General features: G+C 67.3%; 26 protein-coding genes, 3 pseudogenes and 1 riboswitch. Of the genes and pseudogenes, 20 read left to right on the top strand and 9 right to left on the bottom strand.

Annotated features, from left to right (window positions below; translation table 11 throughout):
* A pseudogene (locus tag BVI061214_RS12980) lies at positions 1-197 on the top strand (hypothetical protein); the annotation flags it as partial.
* Between the two features lie 42 nt (positions 198-239).
* On the opposite strand, the gene BVI061214_RS09935 reads toward BVI061214_RS12980, so the two are convergent.
* Genes BVI061214_RS09935 through BVI061214_RS09925 form a run of 3 tightly spaced genes read right to left on the bottom strand, consistent with a single transcriptional unit; the run spans position 240 to position 2,903 of the window.
* Entirely contained in the window at positions 240-992 is a 753-nt protein-coding gene (locus BVI061214_RS09935) for a heme ABC transporter ATP-binding protein (protein ID WP_053768251.1), read from the bottom strand.
* Positions 985-1,959 carry a FecCD family ABC transporter permease gene (locus tag BVI061214_RS09930; RefSeq protein WP_248841756.1) on the bottom strand — a complete coding sequence of 325 codons (975 nt, stop codon included), beginning with the start codon at positions 1,957-1,959 and terminating at the stop codon, positions 985-987. Before BVI061214_RS09930 ends, BVI061214_RS09935 begins: the two co-directional genes overlap by 8 nt.
* 14 nt (positions 1,960-1,973) lie before the next feature.
* Positions 1,974-2,903, bottom strand: a complete 930-nt coding sequence (locus BVI061214_RS09925; protein ID WP_053768249.1) for a heme/hemin ABC transporter substrate-binding protein — start codon at positions 2,901-2,903, stop codon at positions 1,974-1,976.
* A 306-nt stretch (positions 2,904-3,209) separates the two neighbouring features.
* Positions 3,210-3,318: riboswitch (TPP riboswitch) on the top strand.
* Between the two features lie 69 nt (positions 3,319-3,387).
* Between BVI061214_RS09925 and thiE the strand changes: the two genes are divergently transcribed.
* The 6 genes from thiE to thiD are packed head-to-tail and all read left to right on the top strand — an operon-like array spanning position 3,388 to position 7,978.
* Positions 3,388-4,008 carry a thiamine phosphate synthase gene (gene thiE / locus BVI061214_RS09920; RefSeq protein WP_003048785.1) on the top strand — a complete coding sequence of 207 codons (621 nt, stop codon included), beginning with the start codon at positions 3,388-3,390 and terminating at the stop codon, positions 4,006-4,008.
* Entirely contained in the window at positions 3,995-4,189 is a 195-nt protein-coding gene (gene thiS / locus BVI061214_RS09915; protein WP_053768248.1) for a sulfur carrier protein ThiS, read from the top strand. Before thiE ends, thiS begins: the two co-directional genes overlap by 14 nt.
* Complete coding sequence (locus tag BVI061214_RS09910) at positions 4,190-4,972, top strand: thiazole synthase (protein WP_003048787.1); 783 nt, start codon at positions 4,190-4,192, stop codon at positions 4,970-4,972.
* The gene (locus BVI061214_RS09905) at positions 4,969-5,898 is read left to right on the top strand and encodes an NAD(P)/FAD-dependent oxidoreductase (protein ID WP_053768247.1); all 930 of its coding nucleotides are present in this window, start codon (positions 4,969-4,971) and stop codon (positions 5,896-5,898) included. The genes BVI061214_RS09910 and BVI061214_RS09905 overlap by 4 nt, the downstream gene beginning before the upstream one ends.
* Complete coding sequence (gene thiC / locus BVI061214_RS09900) at positions 5,895-7,202, top strand: phosphomethylpyrimidine synthase ThiC (protein WP_053768246.1); 1,308 nt, start codon at positions 5,895-5,897, stop codon at positions 7,200-7,202. Before BVI061214_RS09905 ends, thiC begins: the two co-directional genes overlap by 4 nt.
* Complete coding sequence (gene thiD, locus BVI061214_RS09895) at positions 7,202-7,978, top strand: bifunctional hydroxymethylpyrimidine kinase/phosphomethylpyrimidine kinase (protein ID WP_053768245.1); 777 nt, start codon at positions 7,202-7,204, stop codon at positions 7,976-7,978. The genes thiC and thiD overlap by 1 nt, the downstream gene beginning before the upstream one ends.
* A gap of 1 nt (position 7,979) precedes the next feature.
* Here thiD and BVI061214_RS09890 read toward each other — a convergent pair whose 3' ends face one another.
* Genes BVI061214_RS09890 through BVI061214_RS09870 form a run of 5 tightly spaced genes read right to left on the bottom strand, consistent with a single transcriptional unit; the run spans position 7,980 to position 14,558 of the window.
* Positions 7,980-9,764 (bottom strand): glycogen debranching N-terminal domain-containing protein, encoded by a 1,785-nt coding sequence (locus tag BVI061214_RS09890; RefSeq protein ID WP_053768244.1) that lies wholly within the window; start codon positions 9,762-9,764, stop codon positions 7,980-7,982.
* Between the two features lie 3 nt (positions 9,765-9,767).
* Entirely contained in the window at positions 9,768-11,132 is a 1,365-nt protein-coding gene (locus BVI061214_RS09885; protein ID WP_053768243.1) for a carbohydrate ABC transporter permease, read from the bottom strand.
* Entirely contained in the window at positions 11,129-12,232 is a 1,104-nt protein-coding gene (locus tag BVI061214_RS09880) for a carbohydrate ABC transporter permease (protein ID WP_053768242.1), read from the bottom strand. Before BVI061214_RS09880 ends, BVI061214_RS09885 begins: the two co-directional genes overlap by 4 nt.
* A 49-nt stretch (positions 12,233-12,281) precedes the next feature.
* Positions 12,282-13,523, bottom strand: a complete 1,242-nt coding sequence (locus BVI061214_RS09875) for an ABC transporter substrate-binding protein (RefSeq protein ID WP_053768241.1) — start codon at positions 13,521-13,523, stop codon at positions 12,282-12,284.
* A gap of 42 nt (positions 13,524-13,565) precedes the next feature.
* Positions 13,566-14,558, bottom strand: coding sequence for a LacI family DNA-binding transcriptional regulator (locus tag BVI061214_RS09870; RefSeq protein ID WP_053768240.1), 993 nt, complete (start codon positions 14,556-14,558; stop codon positions 13,566-13,568).
* Positions 14,559-14,660: 102 nt separating this feature from the next.
* Here BVI061214_RS09870 and BVI061214_RS09865 point away from each other — a divergent pair, with 102 nt between their 5' ends.
* The 3 genes from BVI061214_RS09865 to BVI061214_RS09855 all read left to right on the top strand — a co-directional run bounded on the left by BVI061214_RS09865 (position 14,661) and on the right by BVI061214_RS09855 (position 16,793).
* Positions 14,661-15,707 (top strand): glycoside hydrolase family 130 protein, encoded by a 1,047-nt coding sequence (locus tag BVI061214_RS09865; RefSeq protein ID WP_053768239.1) that lies wholly within the window; start codon positions 14,661-14,663, stop codon positions 15,705-15,707.
* Positions 15,708-15,722: 15 nt separating this feature from the next.
* Entirely contained in the window at positions 15,723-16,466 is a 744-nt protein-coding gene (locus BVI061214_RS09860) for an EamA family transporter (RefSeq protein ID WP_248841755.1), read from the top strand.
* Between the two features lie 63 nt (positions 16,467-16,529).
* A complete protein-coding gene (locus tag BVI061214_RS09855) occupies positions 16,530-16,793 on the top strand; it encodes a hypothetical protein (protein ID WP_053768238.1) in 264 nt (87 codons plus the stop codon).
* Here BVI061214_RS09855 and BVI061214_RS09850 read toward each other — a convergent pair.
* On the bottom strand, positions 16,752-18,134 hold the full coding sequence (locus BVI061214_RS09850; RefSeq protein WP_053768237.1) for a phosphohexomutase domain-containing protein: 1,383 nt from the start codon (positions 18,132-18,134) through the stop codon (positions 16,752-16,754). The genes BVI061214_RS09855 and BVI061214_RS09850 overlap by 42 nt on opposite strands.
* A gap of 49 nt (positions 18,135-18,183) precedes the next feature.
* Between BVI061214_RS09850 and BVI061214_RS12640 the strand changes: the two genes are divergently transcribed.
* From BVI061214_RS12640 to BVI061214_RS09805, 10 genes and pseudogenes are all read left to right on the top strand, one after another.
* Positions 18,184-18,393, top strand: a complete 210-nt coding sequence (locus BVI061214_RS12640) for a sugar phosphate nucleotidyltransferase (protein ID WP_346179659.1) — start codon at positions 18,184-18,186, stop codon at positions 18,391-18,393.
* A pseudogene (locus BVI061214_RS14195) lies at positions 18,362-18,553 on the top strand (transposase); the annotation flags it as partial. The gene BVI061214_RS12640 and the pseudogene BVI061214_RS14195, both read left to right, overlap by 32 nt.
* Before the next feature lie 40 nt (positions 18,554-18,593).
* Positions 18,594-18,939: pseudogene (locus tag BVI061214_RS09840) on the top strand (transposase); the annotation flags it as partial.
* Positions 18,940-19,703: 764 nt separating this feature from the next.
* The gene (locus tag BVI061214_RS14190; RefSeq protein ID WP_003048801.1) at positions 19,704-20,375 is read left to right on the top strand and encodes a TAXI family TRAP transporter solute-binding subunit; all 672 of its coding nucleotides are present in this window, start codon (positions 19,704-19,706) and stop codon (positions 20,373-20,375) included.
* Between the two features lie 11 nt (positions 20,376-20,386).
* Complete coding sequence (locus BVI061214_RS09830; RefSeq protein WP_053768234.1) at positions 20,387-22,267, top strand: TRAP transporter permease; 1,881 nt, start codon at positions 20,387-20,389, stop codon at positions 22,265-22,267.
* 92 nt (positions 22,268-22,359) lie between these two features.
* Positions 22,360-22,506 carry a hypothetical protein gene (locus tag BVI061214_RS13480; RefSeq protein WP_211256784.1) on the top strand — a complete coding sequence of 49 codons (147 nt, stop codon included), beginning with the start codon at positions 22,360-22,362 and terminating at the stop codon, positions 22,504-22,506.
* Positions 22,469-23,629 carry an acyl-CoA dehydrogenase family protein gene (locus BVI061214_RS09820; protein WP_053768233.1) on the top strand — a complete coding sequence of 387 codons (1,161 nt, stop codon included), beginning with the start codon at positions 22,469-22,471 and terminating at the stop codon, positions 23,627-23,629. Before BVI061214_RS13480 ends, BVI061214_RS09820 begins: the two co-directional genes overlap by 38 nt.
* Positions 23,626-24,603: a phosphotransferase family protein gene (locus BVI061214_RS09815; protein ID WP_053768232.1), complete on the top strand. Its 978-nt coding sequence runs from the start codon at positions 23,626-23,628 to the stop codon at positions 24,601-24,603. The genes BVI061214_RS09820 and BVI061214_RS09815 overlap by 4 nt, the downstream gene beginning before the upstream one ends.
* Positions 24,596-24,946: a DUF6285 domain-containing protein gene (locus BVI061214_RS09810; RefSeq protein WP_053768231.1), complete on the top strand. Its 351-nt coding sequence runs from the start codon at positions 24,596-24,598 to the stop codon at positions 24,944-24,946. The genes BVI061214_RS09815 and BVI061214_RS09810 overlap by 8 nt, the downstream gene beginning before the upstream one ends.
* Positions 24,943-25,587, top strand: a complete 645-nt coding sequence (locus tag BVI061214_RS09805; protein ID WP_003048807.1) for a histidine phosphatase family protein — start codon at positions 24,943-24,945, stop codon at positions 25,585-25,587. Before BVI061214_RS09810 ends, BVI061214_RS09805 begins: the two co-directional genes overlap by 4 nt.
* Positions 25,588-25,605 lie beyond the last annotated feature (18 nt).

The following is a 25,605-nucleotide window of genomic DNA, read 5'->3' as shown; positions in this document are numbered from 1 at the left end:
GGGGTGGGACTCCGAGGTGTACCGGTTTCGCGGGGTGGTGGAGGGGTTGTTTGGGGGGATGAAGACCTGGCTGGGGGGGCCTACCTTTGGGGAAGCCTTGGACGGCCATGGTGCGGGCGTTTTTGGAGCTCATCGCCTGCGGCCTTAGGGTCCTTCTCTCCCTTCTGCCGCCGCCCCCTGGGTACAAGGCGATTTACTGGGCAAGCCCCAGTGGGGGTGCCAAAGGGCCAAGCCGAGGGTCAGTCCGCCCCCACGGGAAAGGCGAGAAGGCGTCCCTGGTGCCGGATGACCTCAAAGGACACCTCGTAAACCTCCTGCAAAAGCTCGGGGCGCAGGAGCTCTGAAGGGGACCCCTGGGCCAAAAGCCGCCCCCCCTTGAGGAAGACCAGCCGGTCGGCGAAAAGGGCGGCCAGGTTGAGGTCGTGGAGGGCGGCCAGGACCAGGCGGCCTTCCCGGGCCAGGCGGCGGCAGAGGGCCATCACCTCCATCTGCTGCTTGGGGTCCAGGTGGTTGGTGGGTTCGTCTAGGAGGAGGATGGGGGTGTCCTGGGCCAGGATGCGGGCCAGGTCCACCCGGGCCCGTTCGCCCCCCGAAAGGGAGGGGTAGGGGCGGTGGGCCAGGTGCAGGGCCCCCGTCTGGGCCAAGGCCCAGGCCACGCGCTCCTCCTCCCTGGGCCTCTTTCCGTGGGGAAGCCGCCCAAGGGCCACCACCTCCTGGGCGGTGTAGGGAAAGGCCACCCCCCGGTGCTGGGGCAAAAAGGCCCGCACGAGGGCGAGCTCGCGGGGCGTGTAGGCCCGGAGGGGCTTTCCCCCGAGCCAGACCTCCCCCCTCGAGGGCCTCCACTCCCCGCTCAGGAGGCGGAGGAGGGTGCTCTTCCCCGCCCCGTTGGGGCCGAGGAGGGCCACCAGGGCCCCGGCGGGAAGCTTCAGGTCCACCCCCTCCACCAGCCAGTGGCCCTGGCGGGCATGCCCCAGGGCCCGGGCCTCAAGCATGCCTCCCCTCCCAAAGGACCAGGTAGAGGAACAGAGGACCCCCCAGGACCGTGGTCAGGAGCCCCACGGGAAGCTCCGCCGGGGCGAAGAGGGTCCGGGCCAAAAGGTCCGCCAGCACCGCGAGGGCCGCCCCCCCGAGAAAGGAGCCCGGAAGGAGAAAGCGGTAGTCCGACCCCACCCACCGCCGCAAGAACCAGGGCACCAAAAGGCCCACGAAGGCGACGTTGCCCCCCGCGGCCACTGCGGCCCCCACCGCCAGGCCGGACCAGGCCAACACCCACCTCCTCAGGCTCCAAACGGGCACCCCCAGGTGAAAGGCCTCCTCCTCTCCCAGGGCCAGGGCGTTCAGGAAGTGGGCTAGGCGAAGGAGGGCGAGCCCGCTGAGGAGGAGGAGGGATGCGGTCAGGGCCACGCCCTCCCAGCTGGCCCCGGCAAAGCTACCCAAGGTCCAGAAGCTGAGGCTACGCCCCTGGGGGTCGTGGACCATGAACTGGACAATCCCCAAAACGGCCCCTAAGGTAAGCCCCGCCGCCAGGCCCACGAGGAGAAGCACCGGGCCCTCCCGGTGGGCCAAACGGGAGAGGAGCCCCGCCAGGGCGAAGGCCCCCAAGGCGGCGAAGAGGGGGAGGAGCCAGGGGAGGGAGGGCCAGAGGGCCAACCCCAGGAGGGCCCCCAAGGCCGCCGCCCCGCCCATCCCCACCAGACCGGGCTCCACCAGAGGGGTCCGGAACACCCCCTGCAAGGCCGCCGCGGCCATGGCCAGGCCCCCGCCCACCAGGGCCGCCAGGACCACCCTGGGAAAACGGATGTTCCAGAGGACGGCCGCCCGCTCCCCCCCTTCGCGAAGGGCCTGGGGAAACTCCCAAAGGGGTATGGGGTAGGCTCCCTGCGAGGCGGCCAGAAGCAGGGCCAAGGGGAGGAGCAAGGCCAAGAGGGCCAGGGCCCTGGCGTAGGGCCGTCTGGCCAAGGTGGCCGATCCCCTCACCTCCGGAAGTCCGGGTGCGGGATGAGCACCTGCCCGCTCTTCTCGTAGATGGCCACGTGGAGATCCAGGGCCGCCTTGCCCACGGTGTAGCCGTACCCCGAGAGGTAGGTCACGTCCATGGCCACGATGCGGCCCGCCTTGCCCGCGGGGGTCTCGGCCACCCCGGGAAGGCGCAGGACCGCCTCAAAGCTAAAGGGCTGGTCAGGGAAGAAGGGCACCAGGATGACCTCGGGACGGGCGGCCACCACCGCCTCGGCGGTGAGGCTCACGCAACCCCGCACCGCTCCAGGCCCTTGCACCTTCTTCACCGCACTTTGGGCCCCGGCTAGGGCGATGAGGCCTGCCCCGCTGGCTTCCTCCCCGCAGACGAAGGTGTTGCGGGGATCCCGGGGGTAGAGGTAAAGGACCCGGGCTTCCGGACCTCTCCGCACCAGGATTTTGGAGCGGAGGGCCAGGAGGTCCCGCTCCAAAGCCCGCACCAGGTCCTCCCCGCGGGCCACCTGGCCCACAGCGGCGGCCACGGTGCGGATCTTCCTCTTGACCCCCTCCACCGTGGGCTCATCGGGCACCAGGACCACGCTCACCCCGGCCCGGCGAAGCTGTTCTAGGACCGGGGGCGGGCCCGCCTCGGAAACCGCGAGCACCAAAGTGGGCCGTTGGGCAAGGATGGCCTCCGCATTCAGGCGGAAAAAGAGGCCGACATCGGGCTTGCGCACCACCTGGGGAGGGATGTAGGAGCCCGTGTCCCGGGCCACGATGCGGTCGGCCACCCCAAGCCTGCCCAGGATTTCGGAGATGGAACCGCCCACGCTGACGATGCGCTCGCTGCTCCTAACCTCCACCTCCCGGCCCGTGGCATCGGTAACCCGCACTGGCTGGCCCAGAGCCAGACCCAGCAAGAGCAAAGAAAGGGCGATTAAGCGCATAACCGGCGCGAGAATAAAGTCCCAAGCCTCCTAGGGTCAAGTGGGGCAGGCTACGTTCCCCGGCTTCCCGGTGCCTAAGGGGCCTGCCCTCGAAGGCCAGGGTGGGGCGGGGGCCATAGGCCCAGCTCCTCCAGGGCGCAGGAAAAGCCTGAAGCCGCATCCCCTGCACCTCTCGCACGAAGGGGATGGTCTCCTCGTCCCGCCTACTTTGCCAGTAGGCCACCAGAGAGGCTTCTGGACCTGGCGGGCCACCCCCCTTTGTGACCTGGCCCCCTTGTTCCCTCACCCCTTCTTCGTATACTACCTACTGCAGGCTAGGGGTGCCCCAATGGAGGGGCTGAGAGCTGGGTGGTCCCAGCAACCCTTGGAACCTGATCCGGGTAATGCCGGCGGAGGGAAGCCTATGCGGATAGAAGCCCCACAACCCATTCCCGCCTCCCTCGGGCCGCGTGGGCCGTTTCCGTCGGCCTGAGGAGGTGGTGGCGTGCAGGGAAGGCTTTACCTGGTGGTGACCCCCAGGCCCGGCTGGTCCTTCGCCGAGACCCTGGACCGCACCGAGCGGGCCCTGGCGGGCGGGGTGGAGGTCCTGCAGCTTCGGGCCAAGGACTGGGAGGCCAGGCCCATCCTGGAGCTGGGGGAGAGGATGCGGGCCCTGGCCGAGCGCTACGGGGTTCCCTTCTTCTTAAACGACCGGCCCGACCTGGCCGCCCTCCTGGGGGCGGACGGGGTCCACCTGGGGCAGAACGACCTCACCCCCCCGGAGGCCCGGCGCTTCTTCGGGGGGATGGTGGGCCGCTCCACCCACGCGCCGGAGCAGGCCCTGAGGGCCCTCGAGGAGGGGGCGGACTACCTCTCCGTGGGGCCGGTGTGGGAGACCCCCACCAAGCCGGGGCGGCCTGCGGCGGGCCTCGGCTACGTGCGCTGGGCGGCGGAGAACCTGGGGAATAGGCCCTGGTTCGCCATCGGCGGCATAGACCTGGCCAACCTGGACCAGGTCCTGGAAGCCGGGGCCAGGCGCATCGTGGTGGTGCGGGCCATCCTGGACGCCCCCGACCCCGAGGGGGCGGCCAGGGCCTTTAGGGAGCGGCTCTATGGTGTGGCTTAACGGCGAGGCCAGGCCCCTCGAGGGGCGGGACCTCAGGGAGGTCCTGGAGGAGCTTAGGGTGGAGCTGGAGCGGGTGGCCGTTCTCGTGAACGAGGAGGCCTTCCCCGGGCGGGAGCTTCCTCCCTACGTCCTGAAGGAGGGGGACGTGGTGGAGGTGGTGGCCCTCATGCAAGGAGGCTAGATGGACACCTGGAAGGTGGGCGACGTGGAGCTCAAAAGCCGCCTCATCCTGGGCTCGGGCAAGTACCGGGACTTCGGGGTGATGCGGGAGGCCATCTGGGCGGCGGGGGCCGAGGTGGTCACGGTCTCCGTAAGGCGGGTGGAGCTCAAGGCCCCGGGGCATGTGGGGCTTTTGGAGGCCCTTGAGGGGGTGCGCCTCCTCCCCAACACCGCCGGGGCCAAGACGGCCGAGGAGGCGGTGCGCCTCGCCCGGCTGGGGAGGGCCCTCACCGGGGAGCGGTGGGTGAAGCTGGAGGTCATCCCCGACCCCACCTACCTCCTCCCGGACCCCGTGGAGACCCTGAAGGCGGCGGAGCGCCTCTTGGAGGAGGGCTTCCTGGTCCTCCCCTACATGGGGCCGGACCTGGTGCTGGCCAAAAGGCTCGCCGCCCTGGGCACGGCCACGGTGATGCCCCTGGCGGCCCCCATCGGCTCGGGCTGGGGGGTGAGGACCCGGGCCCTTTTGGAGCTCTTCGCCCGGGAGCGGGCCTCCCTCCCCCCGGTGGTGGTGGACGCAGGGCTCGGCCTCCCCTCCCACGCGGCGGAGGTGATGGAGCTGGGCCTGGACGCGGTTTTGGTCAACACCGCCATCGCCGAGGCCCAGGACCCCCCCGCCATGGCCGAGGCCTTTAGGCTTGCGGTGGAGGCGGGGAGGAGGGCCTTTTTGGCGGGGCCTATGCGGCCTAAGAAGGCGGCGAGCCCCTCCAGCCCCACCGAGGGCGTGCCCCTGGGGAGGCAGGGGTGAGGGCCGAGGTGGCCGTGGTGGGGGCGGGGATCATCGGGACCCTGGCTGCCTACGAGCTGGCCAGGCGGGGCCTTTCCGTCCTCCTCCTGGACGCGGGGAAGGAGGGGGCGGCCACCCTGGCCAGCGCCGGGATGCTGGCCCCCTACCCCGAGGGGCTTTCCGGGGAGCTCCTGGAGGCGGGGCTTTTCGGCCTGGGCTACTACCAGGAGCTCCTGGCCGAGCTCAAGGAGCGGGGCTTCTCCGTGGAGGCGGGCTTTGCCGGCACCCACGTGGTGGTCCTAAGCGAGGGGGAGAAGGCGGCCTGGAGGGCCGAAGAGCCCCTCCCTTACCCGGTGCGGGGCGGCCGGGGGGCCCGGCGCTTCCCCGGGGGGTACGTGAACCCCAAGGCCCTCCGGGAGGCCCTCCTGGCCGCCCTCCGGGGGATGGGCGTGCCCCTGGTCCAGGCCGAGGCCGAAGGGGTGGCGGAGGGGAGGGTGATCCTAAGGGAAGGTGCGGTGGAGGCCCGCTTCGTCCTCCTCGCCGTGGGGGCCTGGGGCGGGCGGTTTGGCCTAGGGGTGCGGCCCCTGAAGGGGGAGGCCCTCCTCCTCGAGGGCGAGGCCCCGCCCGGACCCCTCTTCGCCGGGGACGGCTACCTCCTTCCCCGGGAGGGCGGGGTCTATGTGGGGGCCACGAGCCGGGAGGGGTGGGCCGGGGGCGTGGACCTCTTCGGCCTCCGCTGGCTCGCCGACTATGCCCACGAGCGCTTTCCCCTTCTGGAAGGGGCCCGCTTCCTTGGGGTCCTCTGGGGCTATCGGCCCCTAGGGGAGCTCTTTGTGGGCGAGGTGGGAGAGGGCATCTACGCGGCTACAGGGCACGGGCGCAACGGGGTCCTCCTGGCCCCGTGGACGGCCAAGAGGCTTCTTGGGCTTATGGGGGTGGAAGGATGACGCAGCTGGAAGCGGCGAGGAAGGGCATCGTTACCGAGGAGATGGCCTACGTGGCCGAGAGGGAAGGGGTTTCCCCCGAGTTCGTGCGGGAGGGGGTGGCGGCGGGCCGGATCGTGATCCCCAGGAATCCCAACCACCGCACCCTCACCGACTTCAAGGGCATCGGCGAGGGGCTTTCCGTCAAGGTCAACGCCAACCTGGGCACCTCCTACGACTACGTGGACGTGGAGGCGGAGGTGGAAAAGGCCCGGGTGGCCATCCGCTACGGGGCGGACACCATCATGGACCTCTCCACCGGCGGGGACCTCAAGGAGATCCGGAGGAGGATCCTGGAGGTGGCCACCGTGCCCCTGGGCACCGTGCCCGTCTACGAGGCGGAGTTCCGGGCGGCCAGGCGCAAGAGCTTCTTTGACATGTCGGCGGACGAGCTGTTCCAGGTCATAGAGGAGCACGGGAAGGAGGGGGTGGACTACATCACCGTCCACGTGGGGGTCACCCTGAAGAACCTGGAGGTCTACCGGCATAGCGCCCGCACCACGGGCATCGTGAGCCGGGGCGGGGGCCTCATGGCCGCCTGGATGCTCCACCGGGGCGAGGAAAACCCCCTCTACGCCCGCTACGATGACCTCCTGGAGATCGCCCGCACCTACGACATGACCCTCTCCCTGGGGGACGGCCTCCGCCCTGGCTCCCTGGCCGACAGCACCGACCGGGCCCAGATCGCCGAGCTCCTCACCATCGGGGAGCTGGTGGAAAGGGCCAGGAGGGCGGGGGTGCAGGCCATGGTGGAGGGTCCCGGGCACATCCCCCTGAACGAGGTGGCCGCCAACGTCCAGATCCAGAAAAAGCTCACCGGCCACGCCCCCTTCTACATCCTGGGTATGCTCCCCGTGGACACGGCGGCGGGGTTTGACCACATCGCCGGGGCCATCGGCGGGGCGCTGGCGGGGTGGATGGGGGCCGATATGCTCTGCTACCTGACCCCGGCGGAGCACCTGGGCCTCCCCACCGCCGAGCACGTGAAGGAAGGGGTCATCGCCTTCAAGATCGCCGCCCACGCCGCCGACGTAGCCCGGGGGAATCCCATAGCCCTGGAGCGCAACCGGAGGATGTCCGAGGCCCGCTACCGCCTGGACTGGGAGGGGCAGTTCGCCCTCTCGCTTTTCCCCGAGGAGGCGAGGCGGATCAAGGAGGAGCGGGGCTCCAAGACCAAGGCCTGCAGCATGTGCGGCCCCTTCTGCCCCATGAACCTGGTGGAGGCGGTGCTTAGGGGCAGGGCCCGGATGGAGCTTCCTCTGGCATGATGCGGACCGCCCTCACCATCGCTGGCTCCGACCCCTCCGGGGGGGCGGGCCTCCAGGCGGACCTGAAGGCCTTCGGGCGCTTTGGGGTCTACGGCATGGCCGCCCCCACCCTCCTCACGGTGCAGAACACCTTGGGGGTAAAGCGGGTGGAGCTCCTCCCCCCAGAGCTGGTCTACGAGGAGATCGCCGCTATCGCCGAGGACCTCCCCATCCACGCCGCCAAAACCGGGGCCCTGGGAAGCGCTCCCATCATCGCCAAGGTGGCCGAGGCGGTGGAGCGCTTCGGCATCCGGCCTCTGGTGGTGGACCCGGTCATGGTGGCCAAAAGCGGGGACCCCCTCCTGGACCTCTCCGCGGTCTCCACCCTGGTGGGGAGGCTTTTCCCCTTGGCCACCCTCATCACCCCGAACCGCATGGAGGCCGAGGTCCTCCTGGGTAGGCCTATCCGGGGCCCGGAGGAGGCCGAGGAGGCGGCCTTGGCCCTTTTGGACCTGGGCCCCCAGGCCGTCCTCCTCAAGGGGGGGCACCTGGAGGGGGAAGAGGCGGTGGACCTCCTCGCCAGAGAGGCGGGGGTTCGGCGCTTCTCCGCTCCCAGGGTGCGGACCCGGAACACCCACGGCACGGGCTGCACCCTCTCCGCCGCCATCGCCGCCCTCCTGGCCCTAGGGAGGCCCTTGGAAGAAGCGGTGGCCGAGGCCAAGGCCTACCTCACCCGGGCCCTCTTGGCCGCGCCCCCCCTGGGCCACGGCCACGGGCCCCTGAACCACCTGGCCTAGCTCACCAGTCCCTCACCCCCTGGGCCAGGGCGTAGAGGTAGACGAGGGCCCCGGCGTCCCAGGCCTGGGGGCGGCAGGCCGTGGGGTAGGGCACGGGAGGTAGGCCCGCCTCCCTGGGAAAGCCCCCCACCAGCTCGGGCAGCCGCAGGTCGGGCTGGCTTCGGGCCAGGTCCAGGAGGGCCTGGGCCACCCGTTGGCCCTCCCTCCTTCGGCCGTAGCGGAAAAGCCCCCCGGCGAAGAGGGCCGTGTCGTGGGGCCAGACGGAGCCGTTGTGGTAGGAGAGGGGGTTGTAGCGGGCCTCCTTGGCCCCCAGGGTGCGGAGGCCCCAGCCCGTCCACATCTCCTCGGAGAGGAGGGTGTTTAGGAGCGCATCCACCCTTTCCTCGGGGACGGCCCCTGCCCAGAGGAGATGGCCGGCGTTGGAGGCCTTGACCCTCAAGGGCTCTTTCCTCTTGTCCAGGGCCAGGGCGTAGGTCTTGGCCTCCTCCAGCCAGAACCGTTCCTGGATGAGGCGGAAGAGCCCTTCGGCGTGGCGCTGGTGCCTCCTCGCCTTCGCCTCCTCCCCAAAGGCCCGGTAGAAGGCGCTGGCCGCCAGGTGGGCGGCGTAGGCGTACCCCTGGACCTCGCTGACCGCCAGAGGGGGCTCGGCCAGTCGGCCGTCACGGTGGCTCATGGAATCGTGGGAGTCCTTCCAGGCCTGGACGCTCAGCCCCCCGCCCGAGGGGGCGAACTCCAGCAGCCCATCCCCATCCAGGTCGGCGGCTTCCATCCAGGCCAGGGCCGCCTCCCAGTGGGGCCTGAGCTCCCGCACCAGGGCCAGGTCCCCGGTGAGGTCCAGGTACCGGCCCAGGAGGACCAGGAAGAGAGGGGTGGCGTCCACGGTGCCGTAGTAGCGGGCGAAGGGTACTCGGCCCAGGCGGGAGAGCTCCCCCAGGCGCACCTCGTGGAGGATCTTCCCGGGCTCCTCCTCCCGGAAAGGATCCCACACCGCTCCCTGCCGCCTGGCCAGGTAGCGGAGAACCCCCCTGGCCACCTCCTTCCCCCAGGGGAGGAGCATGAAGGCGGTGAGGAGGCTGTCCCGGCCAAAGGGGGCCACGAACCAGGGGATGCCGGCGGCGGGCACCGGGCCCTCGAGGGTGGCCAGGAGGAGGGCCCGGAGGTCCAAAAGGGCCTGCTGAAAGACCTCGCTCCAAGGCGCTTCCGCCTGGGGGAAGGCGGAGAGGAAGGCCTCGTAGCTGGGAAGGTCCCCCCCTTCCCCCAGGGGGCTTTCCAGGCTCACCGTCCAGCCCACCTGGCCTTCCCCTCTGGGCGGGAGGTGGAGGCGGAAGCCTTCCGGGGGAGGCAAGGGGGTGAGGGCGATCCCCTGCTCCACCCCGTCCGGGGCCCGGTAGACGAAGGCCCGGCCCTCCTTTGGGGCGGCGTGCCAGCCTCGAGCCTGGAAGAGATCCTCAAAGATGGCCTGAAGCTCCAGCCCCACCACCACCTCCACGGGCCCAGACCCCAGGTTCTGGAAGCGCAGGACCTCTTCCACCCGGCCCCGGGCCACCCTCAGGGTGCGCCTCAGGTAGAGCTCCCCGTCCGGCCCCCGGAACCTGGCCCAGTCCTGTACCAGGTGGTCGGGCCGAGGGGATCGGCTTTGCAGGAGTTCCAGGCCCGGGGGAAGGGCCAGGCGGTAGCGGGCCAGGAAGCGGGTGTCGTGCCGGTAAAACCCCTCGGCTCCCCCCTCGGCGAAGCCCCTCTCGTTCAGGACCAGGTAGGTGTCGTCTTCCTTCAGGGGAAAGGTCATGGCTTACTCCTTGACCGCACCCACGTTCACGCCCTCCACGAAGTAGCGTTGGAATACGGCGAAGAGGATGAGGATGGGGATCATGGACAAAAACCCTCCCGCCAGGATGAGCCCCCAGTCCCCCACCTGGCCGTAGGCGTTGCGGAAGGAGAGGAGGCCCAGGGGAAGGGTGTAGATCTCCCGGGGGCTGGTGAGGACGATGAAGGGCCAGAAAAACTCGTTCCAGGTTCCCTGGAAGGTGAGGATGGCCAGGGCCCCCAGGGCAGGGGTGGCCATGGGCAGGACGATGCGGAAAAGGGTCTGCAAGGGCGTGGCCCCGTCGATGAGGGCGGCCTCCTCCACCTCCCGGGGGATGGACTCAAAAAACTGCTTCATGATGAAGACGGCTCCCGCCCCCACCAGTCCGGAGAGGATGAGCCCGGCATAGGTGTTGAGGAGGGTTTCCACGCCGAAAAGCCTGGAGAGGCCGAAGATCCCGTCTTTTAGCACCAGGTAGTTGGAGATGAAGGTGACCTGGCCGGGCACCATCATGGAAAAGAGGAGGAAGAGGAAGAGGGCCTGCCTGCCCGGGAAGCGGAGCCTGGCTAGGGCGTAGCCCGCCATGGAGGCGAAGACCAGGGTGGTGAGCACCTTGATGAAGGCGATGAGGAAGGAGTTCAGGGTCCAGCGCAGAAAAAGACTCTGACCCGTCTCTAGGCTTCGGCTTTCCTGGAAGGCGCGGACGTAGTTGTGAAAGGCATAGCCCAGGAGGCCGGGAACCACGTTGTCCCAGGAGGCCACCCTTCCCCGACGCTCCATGCGGACCGGGTCCAGGGTGGCTTCCAGGAGGAGGGCCCCTCGAGGGGCCTCCAGGTCCAGGGGCACCCGCTCCAGGTAGGGCCCCTCCTTCTCGTAGGCGATCCGCAGGCGAAAGCGGTGGAGGTAGCCCTCAGCCTCCCCCAGCCGGAAGGGCCGCGTTTCCACAAGCTCGGGGCCGAGGAGGCCCACGTAGTCGGCGGCGTAGGGGCCCTCAAAGACCGCTCCCATCCCCGCCCCGGGCTTGCGCCGGGGGATGGCGGCCTGCAGGTCCGGAGGGGTGGGCTCGGGCCAGAAGTAGGCCACCTCCAAGACCACCTCCCTCCCCGGGCGCATCCCGCCCAGCCAGGGGTCCCCGGAGCCCTTCTGGCCCAGCTGCCAGGCGGCCGCCCAGTTCTTGGGCCTCACCTGGGGAAAGCCCAGGGTGAAGGGCCACTCCAGGGGATTGGTCTTGAGGCTAGCCAGGAAGCCCATGAGGAAAGGCCCCACGAAGAAGACCCCGAAGGCGAGGAGGAGGCCGTAGGCCCAGGCCACCCGGGCCCAGCGCCTTCTGGCCGCTTCCTTGGGGCTCATGTCCACCCCCTTTCGCTTACGCCGAAGCGGCGCTGGAGGAGGACCACGAGGAGGGTAAGGCCCGCCAGAAAGAGGGCCGCTGCCGAGGCCAGGCCCACCCGGGGCGCGGCCCCGGAAGGGAAGACGTTGCCGTAGACGTAGTAGGCCAGGGTGATGGTGGCCTCCAGGGGGGCCCCGCCGGAGCCTCCCACGAAGAGGACCTGGTCAAAGAGCTGCAGGGTGCCGATGAGGCCCAGGGTAATGACCAGGAAGAGGACTGGCCGCAGGAGGGGCACGGTGATGCGGCTGAACATGACCCAGGGGCTCGCCCCGTCCAGGGCCGCCGCCTCGTAGAGGGTCTTGGGAATGCCCTTGAGCCCCGCCAGGAAGAGGACCATGAAGGTGGGGATAGTGGTGTAGGTGTTCATGAGGATGATGGCCCAGAGGGGGTAAGGGATGCCCAGGAAGGTGGCGGAGGTGGGAAGCCAGGGGACTTCCACCCGCGCTTCCCGAACCTGGACCAGACCCAGAAGGTCCAGGGCGTAGGTCCCTAGGAGGGCTAAGGGGAGGCTCAGAAGGGCCAGGGCGGGGTCCAGGAAAGAGGTGGGGGTGCCCTTCCGCTTCTCCCAGAGCACCTGGGCCCCCTGGAGGAGGGCGAAGAGGAGGGCCAGGGCCAGGAGGTGGGGCAGGTGGGCCAGGAGGAGGGAGAGGGCCTGGTTCACCAGCCCCGTGCGCTGGAAGAGCCAAAGGAGGAGGAGGCTTGCCGCCGCCGTGGAGATGACCGAGGGCAGGTAGTAGACGGTGCGGAAGGCGGTGATCCCCTTTAGGGGCTGGTTTAGGGCCAGGGCCAGAAGCAGGGCAAGAAAGGTCTGCAAGGAGGTGACCACCAGGCTGTAGGCTAGGGTGTGCCAGAGGGCCTTGAGGAAGAGGGGGTCCTGGAAGAGGCGCAGGTAGTTGGCCAGGCCCACGAAGCGGGGAGGGGAGAAGAGGTCGTAATCGGTGAAGCTGAAGTAGACCGCCCGAAGGAAGGCGTAGAGGAAGAACACCCCTAGGGTGAAGAGGAGGGGGAGAAGGAGGAAGAGGGCGTAGAGGCCCTCGAGGGTCCGGGCTTTAAGGCGCATGGGTGCTCCCAGAGGGGAAAGGGGGCGGCGGGAACCGCCCCCTTTGGGTCTACCTCCTGCCCGTGAGCCGGTCCAGGGCCGCCTGGGCGTCCCTTAGGGCCTGGTCCACGCTCTTCTGGCCGGTCAAGACCGCCTGCAGGGCCTCGTTGATGGGCCGCATCCAGTCACCGCCAAAGCCGCGGAACTTAAAGGGGTAGACCAGGTTGACCCCACCCTGGGAGGTAGAGCCCTGGAAGACGACGCGGTTCAGCTCGGGCTCCTTGCCAGGGCGCTGGAAGTAGGGGTTGTTGGCCAGGGCTCGGCGGCTCGGGATGGCCAGGCCTCGCTCCAGGACCCACTGCTGGGCCTCGGGGGAGGTGAGGGCCTTGAGGACCTTGGCCGCCGCCTCCTTGTTTTTGCTCTGGGCGTTCATGCTCCAGGAGACGGTGAAGACGAAGTTGCCCCGCCTCTTGGTCACAGGGTCCAGGGGGAGGAAGGTGGTGCCGTAGCGCATGTTGGGGGCCTTGTCCCGCAGGAACCCACCGATCCAGGCGCCCTCCAGGGCCGTGGCCGCCTTCTCCCCGCCGAAGCAGCCGCCGGTCCAGCCCTCGCCCAGGTCCTGGGCGAAGCGGGCCGCTCCCCGCCTCACCAGGCCCGTGTACCACTCAAAGGCCCGGCGGAAGTTGGCGTCCAGGACGGTGTGCCCCTTCTCGTCAAAGGGCTTCCACCCCGTGGCGAAGGCGAAAGCTCCAAAGCGGGCGAAGTCCGCCACCACGCAGAGACCCGCCACGTCCTTCAGCTTGCTCTGGACCTGGCGGAGCTTGGCCTCAAAGGTCTCCCAGGTGTCCTGCTGGTTGGGGTACTTGACCCCCGCCTCGTCAAAGATGTCCTTGTTGAACTGAAGGGCCAGGGTGTTGAAGTCCTTGGGGATGCCGTAGAGCTTGCCCTGGTAGGTGAAGGCCTGGACCAGGTTGGGCAAAAACTCCCCCACCTCCTGCTTGGAGAAGTAGCGGTCCAGGGGCTCCACCTTCCCGGTGGCGAAGAGGCTCTCCGACCAGAAGATGTCCATGTAGAAGAGGTCCGGGGCCGTGCCCGCGGAGAGGGCGTTGAAGAGCCACTGGGTGTAGTCCCCCTCAATGGGCTCGTAGACCACCCGGATGCCTTCCTTGTCCAGCTTGGGCTGGACCACTTCCTTCAATAGGCCGTTGACGATGGCGATGTCGGTGCCGCCCCAGCCCGAGATGCGCACCTGGGTCTGGGCCAGGGCCGTGAGGCCAAGAAGAGCGAGAAGAACCGCGAGAGCCTTGCGCATACTTCCACCTCCGTTTGCCAGAATGCCTAGGGCCGAGGGCCTTCAGGGTTTTGCGCCGTCTATCACCTCCCTTTTTGCCGTGGTGCCCCGCACCACCAGGTGCACGGGCACCCGTTTGGCCACGGGTGTCTCGCCCGCCAGGGCCTTCTTGAGGAGGAGGGTGGCCTCTTGGGCGATGGTGGGGATGTCCTGGTGGACGGTGGTGAGCTCCTGGCCCACCTCGGGGAGGTCGTCGTAGCCCACCAGGCTCACGTCCCAGGGAACCCTTAGGCCCAGGTCATCGAGGGCCGCCTTGGCCCCCAGGGCCATCTCGTCCGAGGCGGCGAAGAGGGCGGTGAAGCGGAGCCCCCCTTCCCAGGCCCGTCGGACCGCCCGGTAGGCGGCGAGGGGGTCAAAGTTTCCGTCCAGCACCAGCTCTGGCCTGAAGGGAACCCCCTTTTCCTCCAGGGCCTGGCGGTAGCCCATAAGGCGCTCCCGGCCCGCCTGGTGGTGGAGGTGGCCCGTGAGGTGGGCCACCGCCTCGTGGCCCAGCTCCAGGAGGTGGCGGGTGGCCTGGTAGCCCCCGTCCACGTCGTCCGGGGCCACGGCGAAGACGCCGGGGTAGGCCCCGATGAGGACGAAGGGCCGCCCGGAGTGCCTGAGCCCCTCCAGACGGGGATCGTGATCGTGGGCGCCCAGGAGGATGTAGCCCATGGCCTCCTCCAGGGGGAGCCCGTACGGATCCGTGGCCACCTCCTTCACCCGGAGGCCGTCCTGGGCTAGGGCCTCCGAGAGGGCCTCGAGAAGGAGGGCAAAGTAAGGGGTGTACCGGCGCACCCCCGGAGCCAGGAGGAGGCCCACGCTGGTGGAGCGCCCCACGAGCTCCCGGGCCGCGGCCGAGGGGGTGAACCCCAGGGTGCGCACCAGCTCCAGGATACGCGCCCGGGTCTTAGGGCTCACCCCGGGGCGGCCGTTCAGCGCCCGGCTGACGGTGCCGACGGAAACGTTTGCTAAGCGCGCGATTTCTCGTATGGTGAAAGGCTCTTTTTTAGCCATCGTAATCGTTTACGCAAAGCCTAACCCACTCCCCTCGGCCCTGTCAAGCCCCACCCTTTCCCCCAGGGTGGGCTTCTGGTAAAACCGAGGGGGAGGTTGGGCATGACCATCGCCGAGCTGGAGGAGACCCTGAAGGAGGAGGCCCGCCGCTTCCTGGCGCGCGCCCAGGGGCTCAGGAGCCCGCACACGGAGGACCTTTTCTGCCGCCGCCTTTACATCTCCCCGGAGGAGGTCCGGGTGGAAAACTACCCCAGGCAACGCCCCTTGGCCGCCTTCAACCCCGGGGCGGTCCTGAAGGACGGGGTGGTCCACCTCTTTCCCCGCCTGATCTTTGACTACTACAGCTACGCCTCGGCCATCGGGCACGCGGCGGTGCCCGTGGAGGACCTCCTTCGGGGCCGGATCCCAAGGCCCTTGCCCGTGCGGATCGTCCTCTACCCCACGGAGCTCTACGAGGCGGTCCGGGGGTGCGAGGACGCCCGGGCCCACGCGGCGGGCGCGGGGTTCCTCCTCTTCTACACTGCGGTGGGCAAGCTGGGGGACGCCCGGAACACCGACCACAAGGACGTCTTCACCGCCACCCTCGCTCTGGCTGAGCTGGGGGAGGACCTTTCCGTGAGGCGGAAGGGGCTCCTGAGGGTGGGCCAGGAGGGGGAGGGGCTTTACCTGCCCACGAAAAACGCCACCCTGCTGGACGGGGGCAACCTCCTCCTGCGGCCGAGCTTTTCCGGCGTCCCGGACCTCTGCTGGCGGGGGCGCCTCGCCTTGGACACCCTGCGGGTGACCGACCTCAGGCCCGTGCTTCCCCCGGAGCCCTTTGAGTACAAGGTTGGCTGGTCCACCAACGCCCTCCGCCTCGAGGACGGCACCTACCTGGTGGCCTTCCACGGCATCTTCCGGGGGGACCTCTCCTACCGGCACGGCTTCGCCCGCCTTAGGGGGGACGGGGAGATGGTGGGCCTTTCCCACTACCTTCTGGCCCCCCAGGGCCTGGTGGAGTCCTACGGGGACCGCCCCCTGACCCTGTACGGCAACGGCCTCTTCCTCCACGGGGAGGAGCTCGTCTTCGTGGGCGGGGTGGGGGATTACGCCCTCGGGGTCTTCACCGCCCCCCTGGAGGAGGTCCTCGCCCGCATCGTCCCGGTCTAGGGCAGCCGTGGGGGCTTGCGGCGCACCCGGGGGAGGGTAGGGGTGGAAAGGCCTCCCTGGAAGGATCCCCTGGTTCACCTCCCGCCTCTTCTCTGGGCCTTGAACCTGGTGGCCTTGAGGGCCGCCATGCGGGAGATGCCTCCCGAGTGGGGTTCCTTTCTGCGCTTTGCCCTTGCCCTGCCCTTTTTTCTCCTCTTTCTCCGCCGCCTGCCCAGGCTTTTCCCTCTAGGGGAAACCCTTTTTCTGGCCCTCTTTGGGGTGACCCTCTTCAACCTGGTCTTCTTCAGCGGGATGCGTCTGGCCCCCGCCTCCGATGCCAGCGCCGTGGTCGCGGTCTACCCCCTCTCCACCGCCTTCGCCTACAGCCTTTACTTCCGCAAGCCCCTGCCCAGGAACCTCCTCCTGGGCCTCCTCCTCTCGGAGGCGGGGGTGGTCCTTCTGGCCCTGGGGCACGCCGGCGGGGGAGGGGGGAAGGGGAGGCTTCTTGGGGATCTTCTCCTGGTCTTGGCGGCTTTCATGTGGGGGGCCTACAGCGTGGGCGTGGCCCTGGCGGTGGCCAAGCGGCCCGCGTTGGAGGTCACCGCGGCCAGCATGCTCTTGGGAAGCCTCCTCCTCCTTCCCCTGGCCCTCACCAGGCCCTTTCCCGAGGCCAGCGGGAGTGCCTGGCTTTCCCTCCTCTACACCGCGTTGGGCGGGGCTTTCCTAGCCTTCACCCTGTGGGGCGCGGTCTTGGCTGGTCGTGTCAAGATGTATGTGTAGGACGAAGGCTTTAGCATAAAAGGGTATAAGTCCAGATAAATCCTTACACGACCGGCCGAGCCAGTGCCGGGCGGGGAGAGGCTTCTCAAGACCCCCCACTTCGCCCTCTACCGCTTTCCTCTCTGGGGAGGCCTGACCCTGAGGCCCGAGGCCCCCCTCATCCTCACCCTCCTGGAGGGGGAGGCTTGGCTTCCTGAGGAGACCCTCCGGCCCCCCGCCACCTTCCTTCTCTTTCCGGGGGAGGAGGTGCGCCTTCAGGGGGAGGGGCTTCTCTTGGGGGCGGAGCTAGGGGACGAGGCTTCGGACCAGGGCCTCGGCCTCCTTTAGGAGGGCGTTTACTGTCTCCTCCTCCGTGGCCTCGGCGTAGATGCGAAGAAGGGGTTCGGTGCCTGAGGGGCGGAAGAGGACCCAGGCTCCCTCGTAGACCCACTTGATCCCGTCTAGGTCCTCGAGGCCCCCGGGGGTGAGGCCCGCCAGGGGGCGGGGCTCCCACAGCTTCTCCAGAAGCCCTTCCGTGGGGATCTCCAGGTCTAGGCGATCGTAGGCGTGGGTGAGGCCGGTGAGGGCCTCAATCTCCCGGAACTGGGTGGCGAGGTCCTTCCCCGTGCGGGCCACGCTCTCCAGGAGGAGGAGAGCGTTGAGGATCCCGTCCCGTTCGGGCAGGTGCCCCTTCACCCCGATCCCGCCCGACTCCTCCCCCCCGATGAGCACGTCCTCCCTCAGGAAGGCCTCTGTGATCCACTTGAAGCCGATGGGGGTGGTCTTCACCGGAAGCCCCAGCCGCTCTGCGAGGCGGTCCACGATCCAAGAAACGGCGAAGTTCTTCACCACCCCCCCGGAGAGCCCCTTGGCGTGGAGGTGGCGAAGGAGGACGGCGAAGACCTGGTGGGGGTTGAAGAAGCGGCCACCGGGCAGGACGGCGGCGATGCGGTCCCCGTCCCCGTCCGTGGCCACGGCGAAGGTGGGCGCCTCCTCGGGGCCCATGACCGCGAGGAGGGTCTTGAGGTTCTTGGGCAGGGGCTCGGGGTTCACCCCGTAGAAGAGGGGATGGGGGACGTTGTGGAGCTCCCGCACCTCCAGGGCCAGCCCCGCGTGGCGCAGGAAGGCGGAGAGGTGGCTGTCCCCCGCCCCCCCCATGGCGTCGTGGTAGAGCACGCCGGGGAAGCGGGAGAGGGCCTCGAGGTCCAGAAGCCCCTTCAGGTGCTCGTAGTAGGCGGTGCGGACCTCCAGGGGCTCGGCCCTTCCCCGGGCCTCCGAGGGGGCCTCGGGGAGGAGGGCCTCCACCCCCTTCACCTCCTCGGGAAGGGCGCTTCCCCCGTAAGGCCCCTTGAGCTTCACCCCCAGGTACTGGGGGGGGTTGTGGCTTGCGGTGAGCATGAGGCCCCCGTCCGCCCCCAGGTGGCGGACGGCGAAGGAGAGCATGGGGGTGGGGTGGGGGCCCTGGAGGAGGTAGGCCTTAAGCCCGAGGCCCGCCAGGACCTCTGCCGCCTCCTCGGCGAAGGCCTGGGCCTGGAAGCGGGTATCGTACCCCACCACCACCGTCTTTCCCCCCCTGGCCAGGAGGTAGCGCCCGTAGGCGGTGGCCACCCGGGCGAGGTTGAAAAAGGTGAAGTCCCGTGCGATCACTCCTCGCCAGCCGTCGGTGCCGAAGCGAATTCTCTCGCCCATCGCTCCCGTAGTCTAGCAATAGACAAAGGCTTCTGTGCTACACTCGCTGATGACCATGGTGCCTTCGTATGCGGTTATCCTGGCCGGAGGTAAAGGAGAGCGCTTTTGGCCTCTTTCAACTCCGGAAAGGCCGAAGCCCTTCCTCAAGTTATTCGGTGAAAGAAGCCTTCTTCAGGCTACGGGCGAAAGGCTTTTAGGGGTAGTGTCGCGTATTTTGTGGGTTAAGCATGGAAGGCGGAATGGACGGAGAGGAGCTTAAGAGCTTGACCAAGGAGGAGATCAGCCGGCGCATCCGGGAAGGGGTCAAGGCCGTCATTGAGCAGGTGTTGGAAGAAGAGATGACCGAGCACCTGGCCGCAGGTTACCGTGAGCGCACCGAAAGCCGCCGCGGGGAGCGGAACGGCTACTACACCCGGGACCTCATCACCCGACGACCACCCTTCCATCCGCCAAGCGGTGATGGCGGAGCTTCCTGGGGCCAGCTGGCAGCGGTGCGTGGTGCACTTTATGGGGAACGTTTTAGCTCATGTGCCGCAGTCGGAGCGGGGCGTGGTGGCCGAGGAGCTCCAGGAGGTGTTTGTGGCGCGGCGGCGGGGCACGGCGGAATCTCTGGCCCGGGGGTTCGTTGAGCGCTACCGGGACCGGTACCGACGGGCGGTGGAGGTGTTTGCCCAGGGTTTGGGGGAGGCCCTGACCTACCTGGACTTTCCCGGGGTCCACCAGCGGCACATCAAGAGCACGAATGTGCTGGAGCGGCTTATCCGTGAGGTGAAGCGGCGGACCAGGGTGGTTGGGGTCTTCCCCGGCGAGGGGAGCCTGGTGAATTTGGCCACGGTGGTGATGCTGAGGGCCACGGAGGACTGGGCTTTCCGGCGTTACCTGGACATGGGCCTGCTTTGGGCCGCGGAAGAGAAACCCACAAAAATCGCGACTTGACCCCCGAGACCGCGGTAGGGGTAGGGCCCTATACCCCATATACTCACATCCCTTGATAACAATCAGAAGATCTTGACAAGCAGGCTATTTTGCGTTCTAATTATTCCTGAACCTAACCGAATGGTCGGTAAGGAGGTTGGAATGTTGCGTTTAATGATCTTCACAGGAGCTCTGCTTTTCCTTCTCATCAACTCTCTCAGCCTCGCGCAAGGTGGCTACCGCTGGCCCCGACAGCTAATCTTCGGTTCCACCGAAGTGGGCACTGCTGGCTACGCCCTTCTGGTGGCCTGGACCACGGAGTTCACCGTTGCCACAGGGGTCCAAGCCCGGGTGTTACCAGGTACCACAACCACAATCACAAGCTGGCTGTTGGAAGGACGGGTGGATTTTGTCTCAGCCCCGCTGACGGTCCTGGTGGAGTCCCTAGACGGGGAACCAGGATACCGCCCAGGGCCTTTAAGAGTGGCCTACCCTGTTTTCCTCACGCCTTGGGGACTGATGGTTCGGGGAGATAGCCCTTACCGCAGAGTGCAGGATGTTGGTCCAGGCACACGCCTAGCCTGGCCCCCTTTCTCATACTTCCACCGCATTTTGGATGGACTCCTCGCATGCCGGGGTCTGACGCGGGAGCATGTGCGCCTAGTACCCGTAGCCAACTATAGCGCCAACTCCCGCGTCATCGCTGAAGGAGGCGCGGACATCGCCTTCACCTCTCCTATATCAGACGTGAACGTGGAGGTGGAGGGGAATCCGAGGGGCATTCGCTGGCTGGCGGTGCCAACGGCCCAGGAAGATCGCACCTGCCTCCAGAGATGGCAGCGGGCCTACCCCCTTCTGCAGCTCGTGCGCCCTGCAGAAATCGGGGTCCAGTCCGCCCGGGGCGTGCGGATGTTCGTGATACCAAGCGTGTACTACACCCGCGCAGACGTGAGCGAGGAACTCGTCTACAACCTGGTGAAGTGGTTGGATGAAAACCACAGCCTCTACAGGGATAAGCACGCCCTTGCTAGATTCCAAAGCATGGAGAGCTTGCGCTTCATTGTGGAAAACATGGGCGTGCCCCTCCACCCGGGGACCGTGCGCTACCTGAGGGAGAAAGGCCTCTGGACCCAGGAAATGGCCAGGAAACAGGAAACCGCGGTAAAGCTGGTGGACCAATATGCTACCTTGTACGAGCGCGCCTCCAGCCTTGCCCGTTCCCGCCGTATCTCCACCGATCCTGCCAGTGAGTCTTGGCAGCGCTTCTGGCGGGATTTCCTGGCACAAAACCGCGTGCCTCGGTTCTCCGAGGCTTGGCGCCCCTAAGACGCCAGGGCATGGAAGGGCGTTTCGCCAGCTTGCCTTCCTGGGCCAGAGCTTGGGTCCTCCTGACCTCCCTCCTGGGGCTCTGCCTGATCCTCTTCTACTTCTTTGGCTTAAACCTTTTGAGGAAAAGTCTCCTAGACCTCACGTACTACTGGCTCCTTCTCGCCTTTTTCCTCCCCCTGACCTTCCTCCTTTTCCCGGCACGATCCCAGGATAAACAACCCTATTGGTACGACTATGCCCTCGCCATAGGCGCCCAGGGAAGTGGGCTACTCTTGGCTTGGCATGGACCCTCCATGGTCCTTAGGCCGTGGACGAATCCAGAGTCTTTTTGGCAGGCGGCCGTGGCCATCTTCCTTCTGTTGGCGGTCTTGGAAGGGGCGAGGAGGGCTGGGGGTTTAGGCTTTGCTCTGGTAGCCCTTCTTCTAGGAGCCTACCCTCTCCTCGCTCCCTACATGCCAGGGCTCCTATGGGGGCCCCCTATTACCTGGAGAGAGGCCTTGGGCTACGGCATGTACTCTACCCAAGGCCTCCTCGGTTTGCCGATGCGCACTGTAGGGGAACTCTTGGTTGGTTTCTTGGTGCTGGCTGCCTTCCTTGTCGCTACTGGTGCAGGCCAAACCTTTTTAGAGTTAGCATCAGTTCTCTTTGGATGGACCCGGGGCGGGGCAGCCAAGGTTAGCGTGATGGCCAGCGGCCTGTTCGGCAGTTTAAGCGGTAGCATCCTCTCCAATGTGGCCAGCACGGGAAGCGTCACGATCCCCACCATGATCCGCTCGGGCTTCTCACGAACCTACGCCGCTGCTGTGGAAGCGTGCGCCTCCACCGGGGGTGTCCTCATGCCCCCGGTTATGGGAGCGGTGGCCTTCGTGATGGCTACCCTTCTAGGCATACCCTACGGCCAGGTGGTGATGGCCGCCCTGATCCCCTCTTTCCTCTACTACCTTTCTCTCTTCGCTCACGTGGACCTTTATGCGGCACGACATGGACTGAGAGGGCTTCCACAACGTAACCATCCTCCCATAAGAGAGATCCTTCGGAAGGGAGCGCCTTTCATCCTGGTGCTGGCATTCCTAGTTTTCGCCTTGATCTACCTTAGGCTGGAGAGGTTTGCACCCTTTTATGCTCTGGGAATGCTTCTGCTCTTTCTCATCCTCCAAAAGCGGGTTTCCCTTGAAACTATGTACAGAGGTATCCTTGCTGCAGGCTCCCTTATCAGCCAAACCCTAGCCCTAATCCTTCCTGTTGGCTTGATCCTGGCAGGGCTTTTAGGGACGGGTGCAGCTCCCGCCCTCACAGGGGCTTTGGTCCAGTTAGGGGAAGGAAATCTGTTTCTCATCCTATTTCTTGGGGTACTCGTGGCCTTCCTCCTTGGGATGGCCGGTGTCATGGTAGCTGCTTATATTCTGTTGGCGGTCACTCTGGCACCCGCCCTAAGCCGTCTTGGGGACTTCTACCCCCTGGCGGTTCACCTCTTCATCGCCTATTGGTCCATGCTCTCTGCCATAACCCCTCCTGTAGCGGTGGCCGCCTTTCTGGCAGCGCGCCTAGCTGGGGCAAACCCTCTCACCACCTCTTGGGAAGCGATGAAATTAGGGTTGGCCATCTATTTCATTCCCTTTTTCTTCTTGTTCGAGCCAGCCCTTCTCCTTCATGGAAGCCCTGCTTCTATCGCCTACCACATCCTCCTTGCCCTCACAGGAATCCTCCTTCTAGTAGGAGGCCTAGAGGGTTACTTCTGGGGTCTGGGCCATCTTCCGCTTTGGACTCGCCCCATCTATATCCTAGGGGGCCTTCTTCTGGCCATTCCCGAAGGGACGACCAGCCTGATGGCTATCCTCCTGGTTCTCCTAGTGAGCGGATGGCTGTGGAGCAAGCGGAGGAAATTATGATTCCCAAGAAGGTCATCTTTCACCCAGACGCCACCTACAAGCCAGATTGGCGGCGGGAGGAGATCCCGCTTACCAAGGAGGACCTTTAGGCCATGTGGGCGAGAACGGGCGAGGTGCTGGCCAGCATAGAGAGGCAGGAGCGGATGATCCGCCGCTTTTACCGCTTCCTCACCAAGCACTTCGCCCCCAAGGAGGTGCGGGATGGACTTCAGCCTGGACCAGGAGACGGCGGCGCTTAGGGATCGGGTGCGGGCCTTTGTGGAGGAGGTCGTCATCCCTCGGGAAGGGGAGGTGGCCAAGGATTTAGGCCGCATGGAGGAGGTCCTGAGGGAGCTGCAGAAGGAGGCCAAGGCCCGGGGGCTCTTCCTGCCCCACATGCCCAAGGAGCTGGGCGGGCTCGGGCTCTCCTGGCGGCAGCTGGCCGTGGTCCTGGAGGAGGCGGGGCGGAGCCTCCTGGGTCCCCGGGCCCTCAACGCTGCCGCCCCGGACGAGGGCAACATGCACCTCCTCCACAGGGTGGCCAACGAGGCCCAGAAGCGCCGCTACCTCTACCCCCTCCTCTCCGGGGAGGTGCGCAGCGGCTTTGCCATGACCGAACCCATGGGAGCGGGAGCAGATCCGAATCTTCTTAAGGCCACAGCCCGGCGCAAGGGGAGGGGCTTTGTGCTGGAAGGGCGGAAGTGGTTCACCACCGGGGCCGAGGGGGCGGCCTTCTTCATCGTCCTGGCCCGGGCTGAGGAGGGCCCCACCATGTTCCTGGTGGACCGGGATCACCCAGGCCTGAAGCTGGTCCGCACCATCCCCACCATGGACCACTGGAGCCCCGGTGGCCACGGGGAGATCCTCCTGGAGGGGTGCGAGGTAGGGGAGGAGGCGGTCTTGGGAGAGCCGGGCAAGGGCTTCCACTACGCCGAGCTCCGCCTGGACCCGGCCCGCCTCACCCACTGCATGCGCTGGCTGGGCGTGGGGGTGCGGGCCACGGAGCTGGCCCAGGAATACGCCCTGAGGCGGGAGTCCTTCGGGAAGAGATTGGCGGAGCACCAGGGGGTGCAGTTCATGATCGCCGACAGCCATATAGAGCTCCACGCCGCCCGGCTCATGGTTTGGCACGCCGCCTGGAAGCTGGACCGGGGGGAGAGGATCCGCCACGAGGCCTCTATGGCCAAGGTGTTCGTAGCCGAGGCCGTGGGCCGGGCCGTGGACCGGGCGGTCCAGATCACGGGCGGCCTGGGCATCAGCGAGGACACCCCCCTGTCCATCTTCTACCGCGAGGTCCGCCCCTTCCGCATCTACGATGGGCCCAGCGAGGTCCACCGGGCCAGCATCGGCAAGCGGGCCCTGTATAAGGGGCTTAGGCCATGAGGGAAATCCTCCAGGCCGCCCTCGAAGAGCTCTTCGGACCAGGGGAAATCCTCGCCCTGAGGCGCCTCCCCGGCGGGGCCTCCAAGGAGGCCTGGGCCCTGGACTATCAGACCGGAAAAGAGGCCCTCCCCCTCTTCCTCCGGAGGGCGGGAGGGGGCGTTATCTACGCGGGGACCCTGCCCCTGGCCCAGGAGTTCCGCCTCCTCCAGATAGCCCACGCCCACGGGGTCAGGGTGCCCAGGCCCCTTCACTACTTCCCCGACCTGGAGGGTCGGGAAGCTTTCCTCATGGAACGGCTGGAGGGGGAATCCATCGGGGCCCGCATCGTCCGGCGCCCCGAGTACGCCAGGGTGCGGGAACGCCTCCCCGAGGCCATGGCCCAGGAGCTGGCGGCCATTCACGCCATCCCCCTTTCCGAAGTGGGCTTTCTTCCCTTCCCGAGCCGGCCTCCCTGGCAGGAGGCCTTGGACCTGGCCTACCGCGACCTGGATGCCTTAGACGAGCCCCACCCCGCCCTGGAGTGGGGGCTCCGCTGGCTCTCGCAAAACCCCCTGCCCCCTCGGCCCCCTGTGCTGGTGCATGGGGACTTCCGCATCGGCAACCTCCTCGTCACCCCTGAGGAGCTCGTGGCTGTCCTAGACTGGGAGTTCGCCCACATCGGCGACCCCCGGGAGGATCTGGCCTGGCCCCTGGTGCGGGCCTGGCGGTTCGGGGAGGACGGAAAGCGCCTAGGGGGGATCGGGGAAGTGGGACCTTTCTTGGAACGGTACAACGCCCTCACCGGCCGAGGGATCGCGGAAGGAGAGCTTTTCTGGTGGGAGGTCCTGGGCAACGTCCGCTGGGGCCTAGGGGCCCTGAAGCAGGCCAGGCGCCACCTAAAGGGAGAGGAGCGCAGCGTGGAACTGGCCGTCTTGGGGAGGCTGGCCGCCGAGATGGAGTACGAGATCCTTGACCTTTTGGAACGCCATGGATAGGCCCAACCTTGACGAACTCCTAGAGGCCACGGCGGAGTTTCTGGAAAGGGAGCTCTTGCCCACGGTGGGCGACCCCAGGCTCCGCTTCCAGCTCCTGGTGGCCCTAAACGCTCTCGGCATCGCCCGGAGGGAGCTGGCCCTGGGCGAGGCCCTGCGGCAGGAAGAGGCGGCGGAGCTGGAGGCCCTCTTGAGCCACGGGGGAGACCGGGAAGCCCTCCTAAAAGAGCTGGCCTGGAGAATCCGCCAAGGCCAGGCCCCCGAGGCCACCTCCGCTTTCCTCAAGGCCCATGTGCGGCGTAAGCTTCTCTTGGCCAACCCCAAGTACCTGGAACGATACCCATGAGGCGGCGTCTCCTCCTCCTGCGCCACGGAGAAGTGGACTACTTCCCGGGGGGGCGACCCGTTCCCCCCGAAGGGGTGGGCCTCACCGAAAGGGGCCGAGCCCAAGCGGAGGCCGTGGGGGAGCTCCTGCGAGGGGTTCCCCTGGACCGCGCCGTCCACTCGGGGCTCAGGAGGACGCAGGAGACCGCCGAGATCGCGCTCAAGGGCCGCTCTGTACCCCTCGAGGCCTGGCCGGAGTTTCAGGAGATCCGGCCAGGAAGGCTCAAGGACCTGGAGGACCCCAAAGAAGCCTTTCTCAAGGCCTTCTTCCCCAGGGACCCCTCGGATCGCTTCCTCGGCGGGGAGCGCTACGGCGACTTCCTGGATCGGGTTCTCGCCGCCTACGCCCGCCTTCTGGCTCAACCCTGGGACACCCTTCTCCTGGTGGCCCACGGCGGCGTGATCCGGGCTATCCTCTCCTACGCCCTCACCGGCAAGCCCATCCTGTTGCCCCTCGAGGTCCACCCCTGTGGCCTCTCCGTCCTGGACATGGACGAAGAGAGGGCCTTCCTTCGCCTCCACAACCTCACCCCCTACGAGCTTCTTCCCCAGGAGCGCAGGACCACCATGGAAGCCCTCTGGGAGGCCTACTATGGGGGATAGGGGTCCCGGGACTGGGCT

This window comes from Thermus aquaticus, assembly GCF_001280255.1.
In the GTDB taxonomy this organism is placed as follows: domain Bacteria; phylum Deinococcota; class Deinococci; order Deinococcales; family Thermaceae; genus Thermus; species Thermus aquaticus.
Note: the sequence above shows the minus strand (reverse complement) of the source record. Positions and strands in the feature narration are given on the sequence as shown.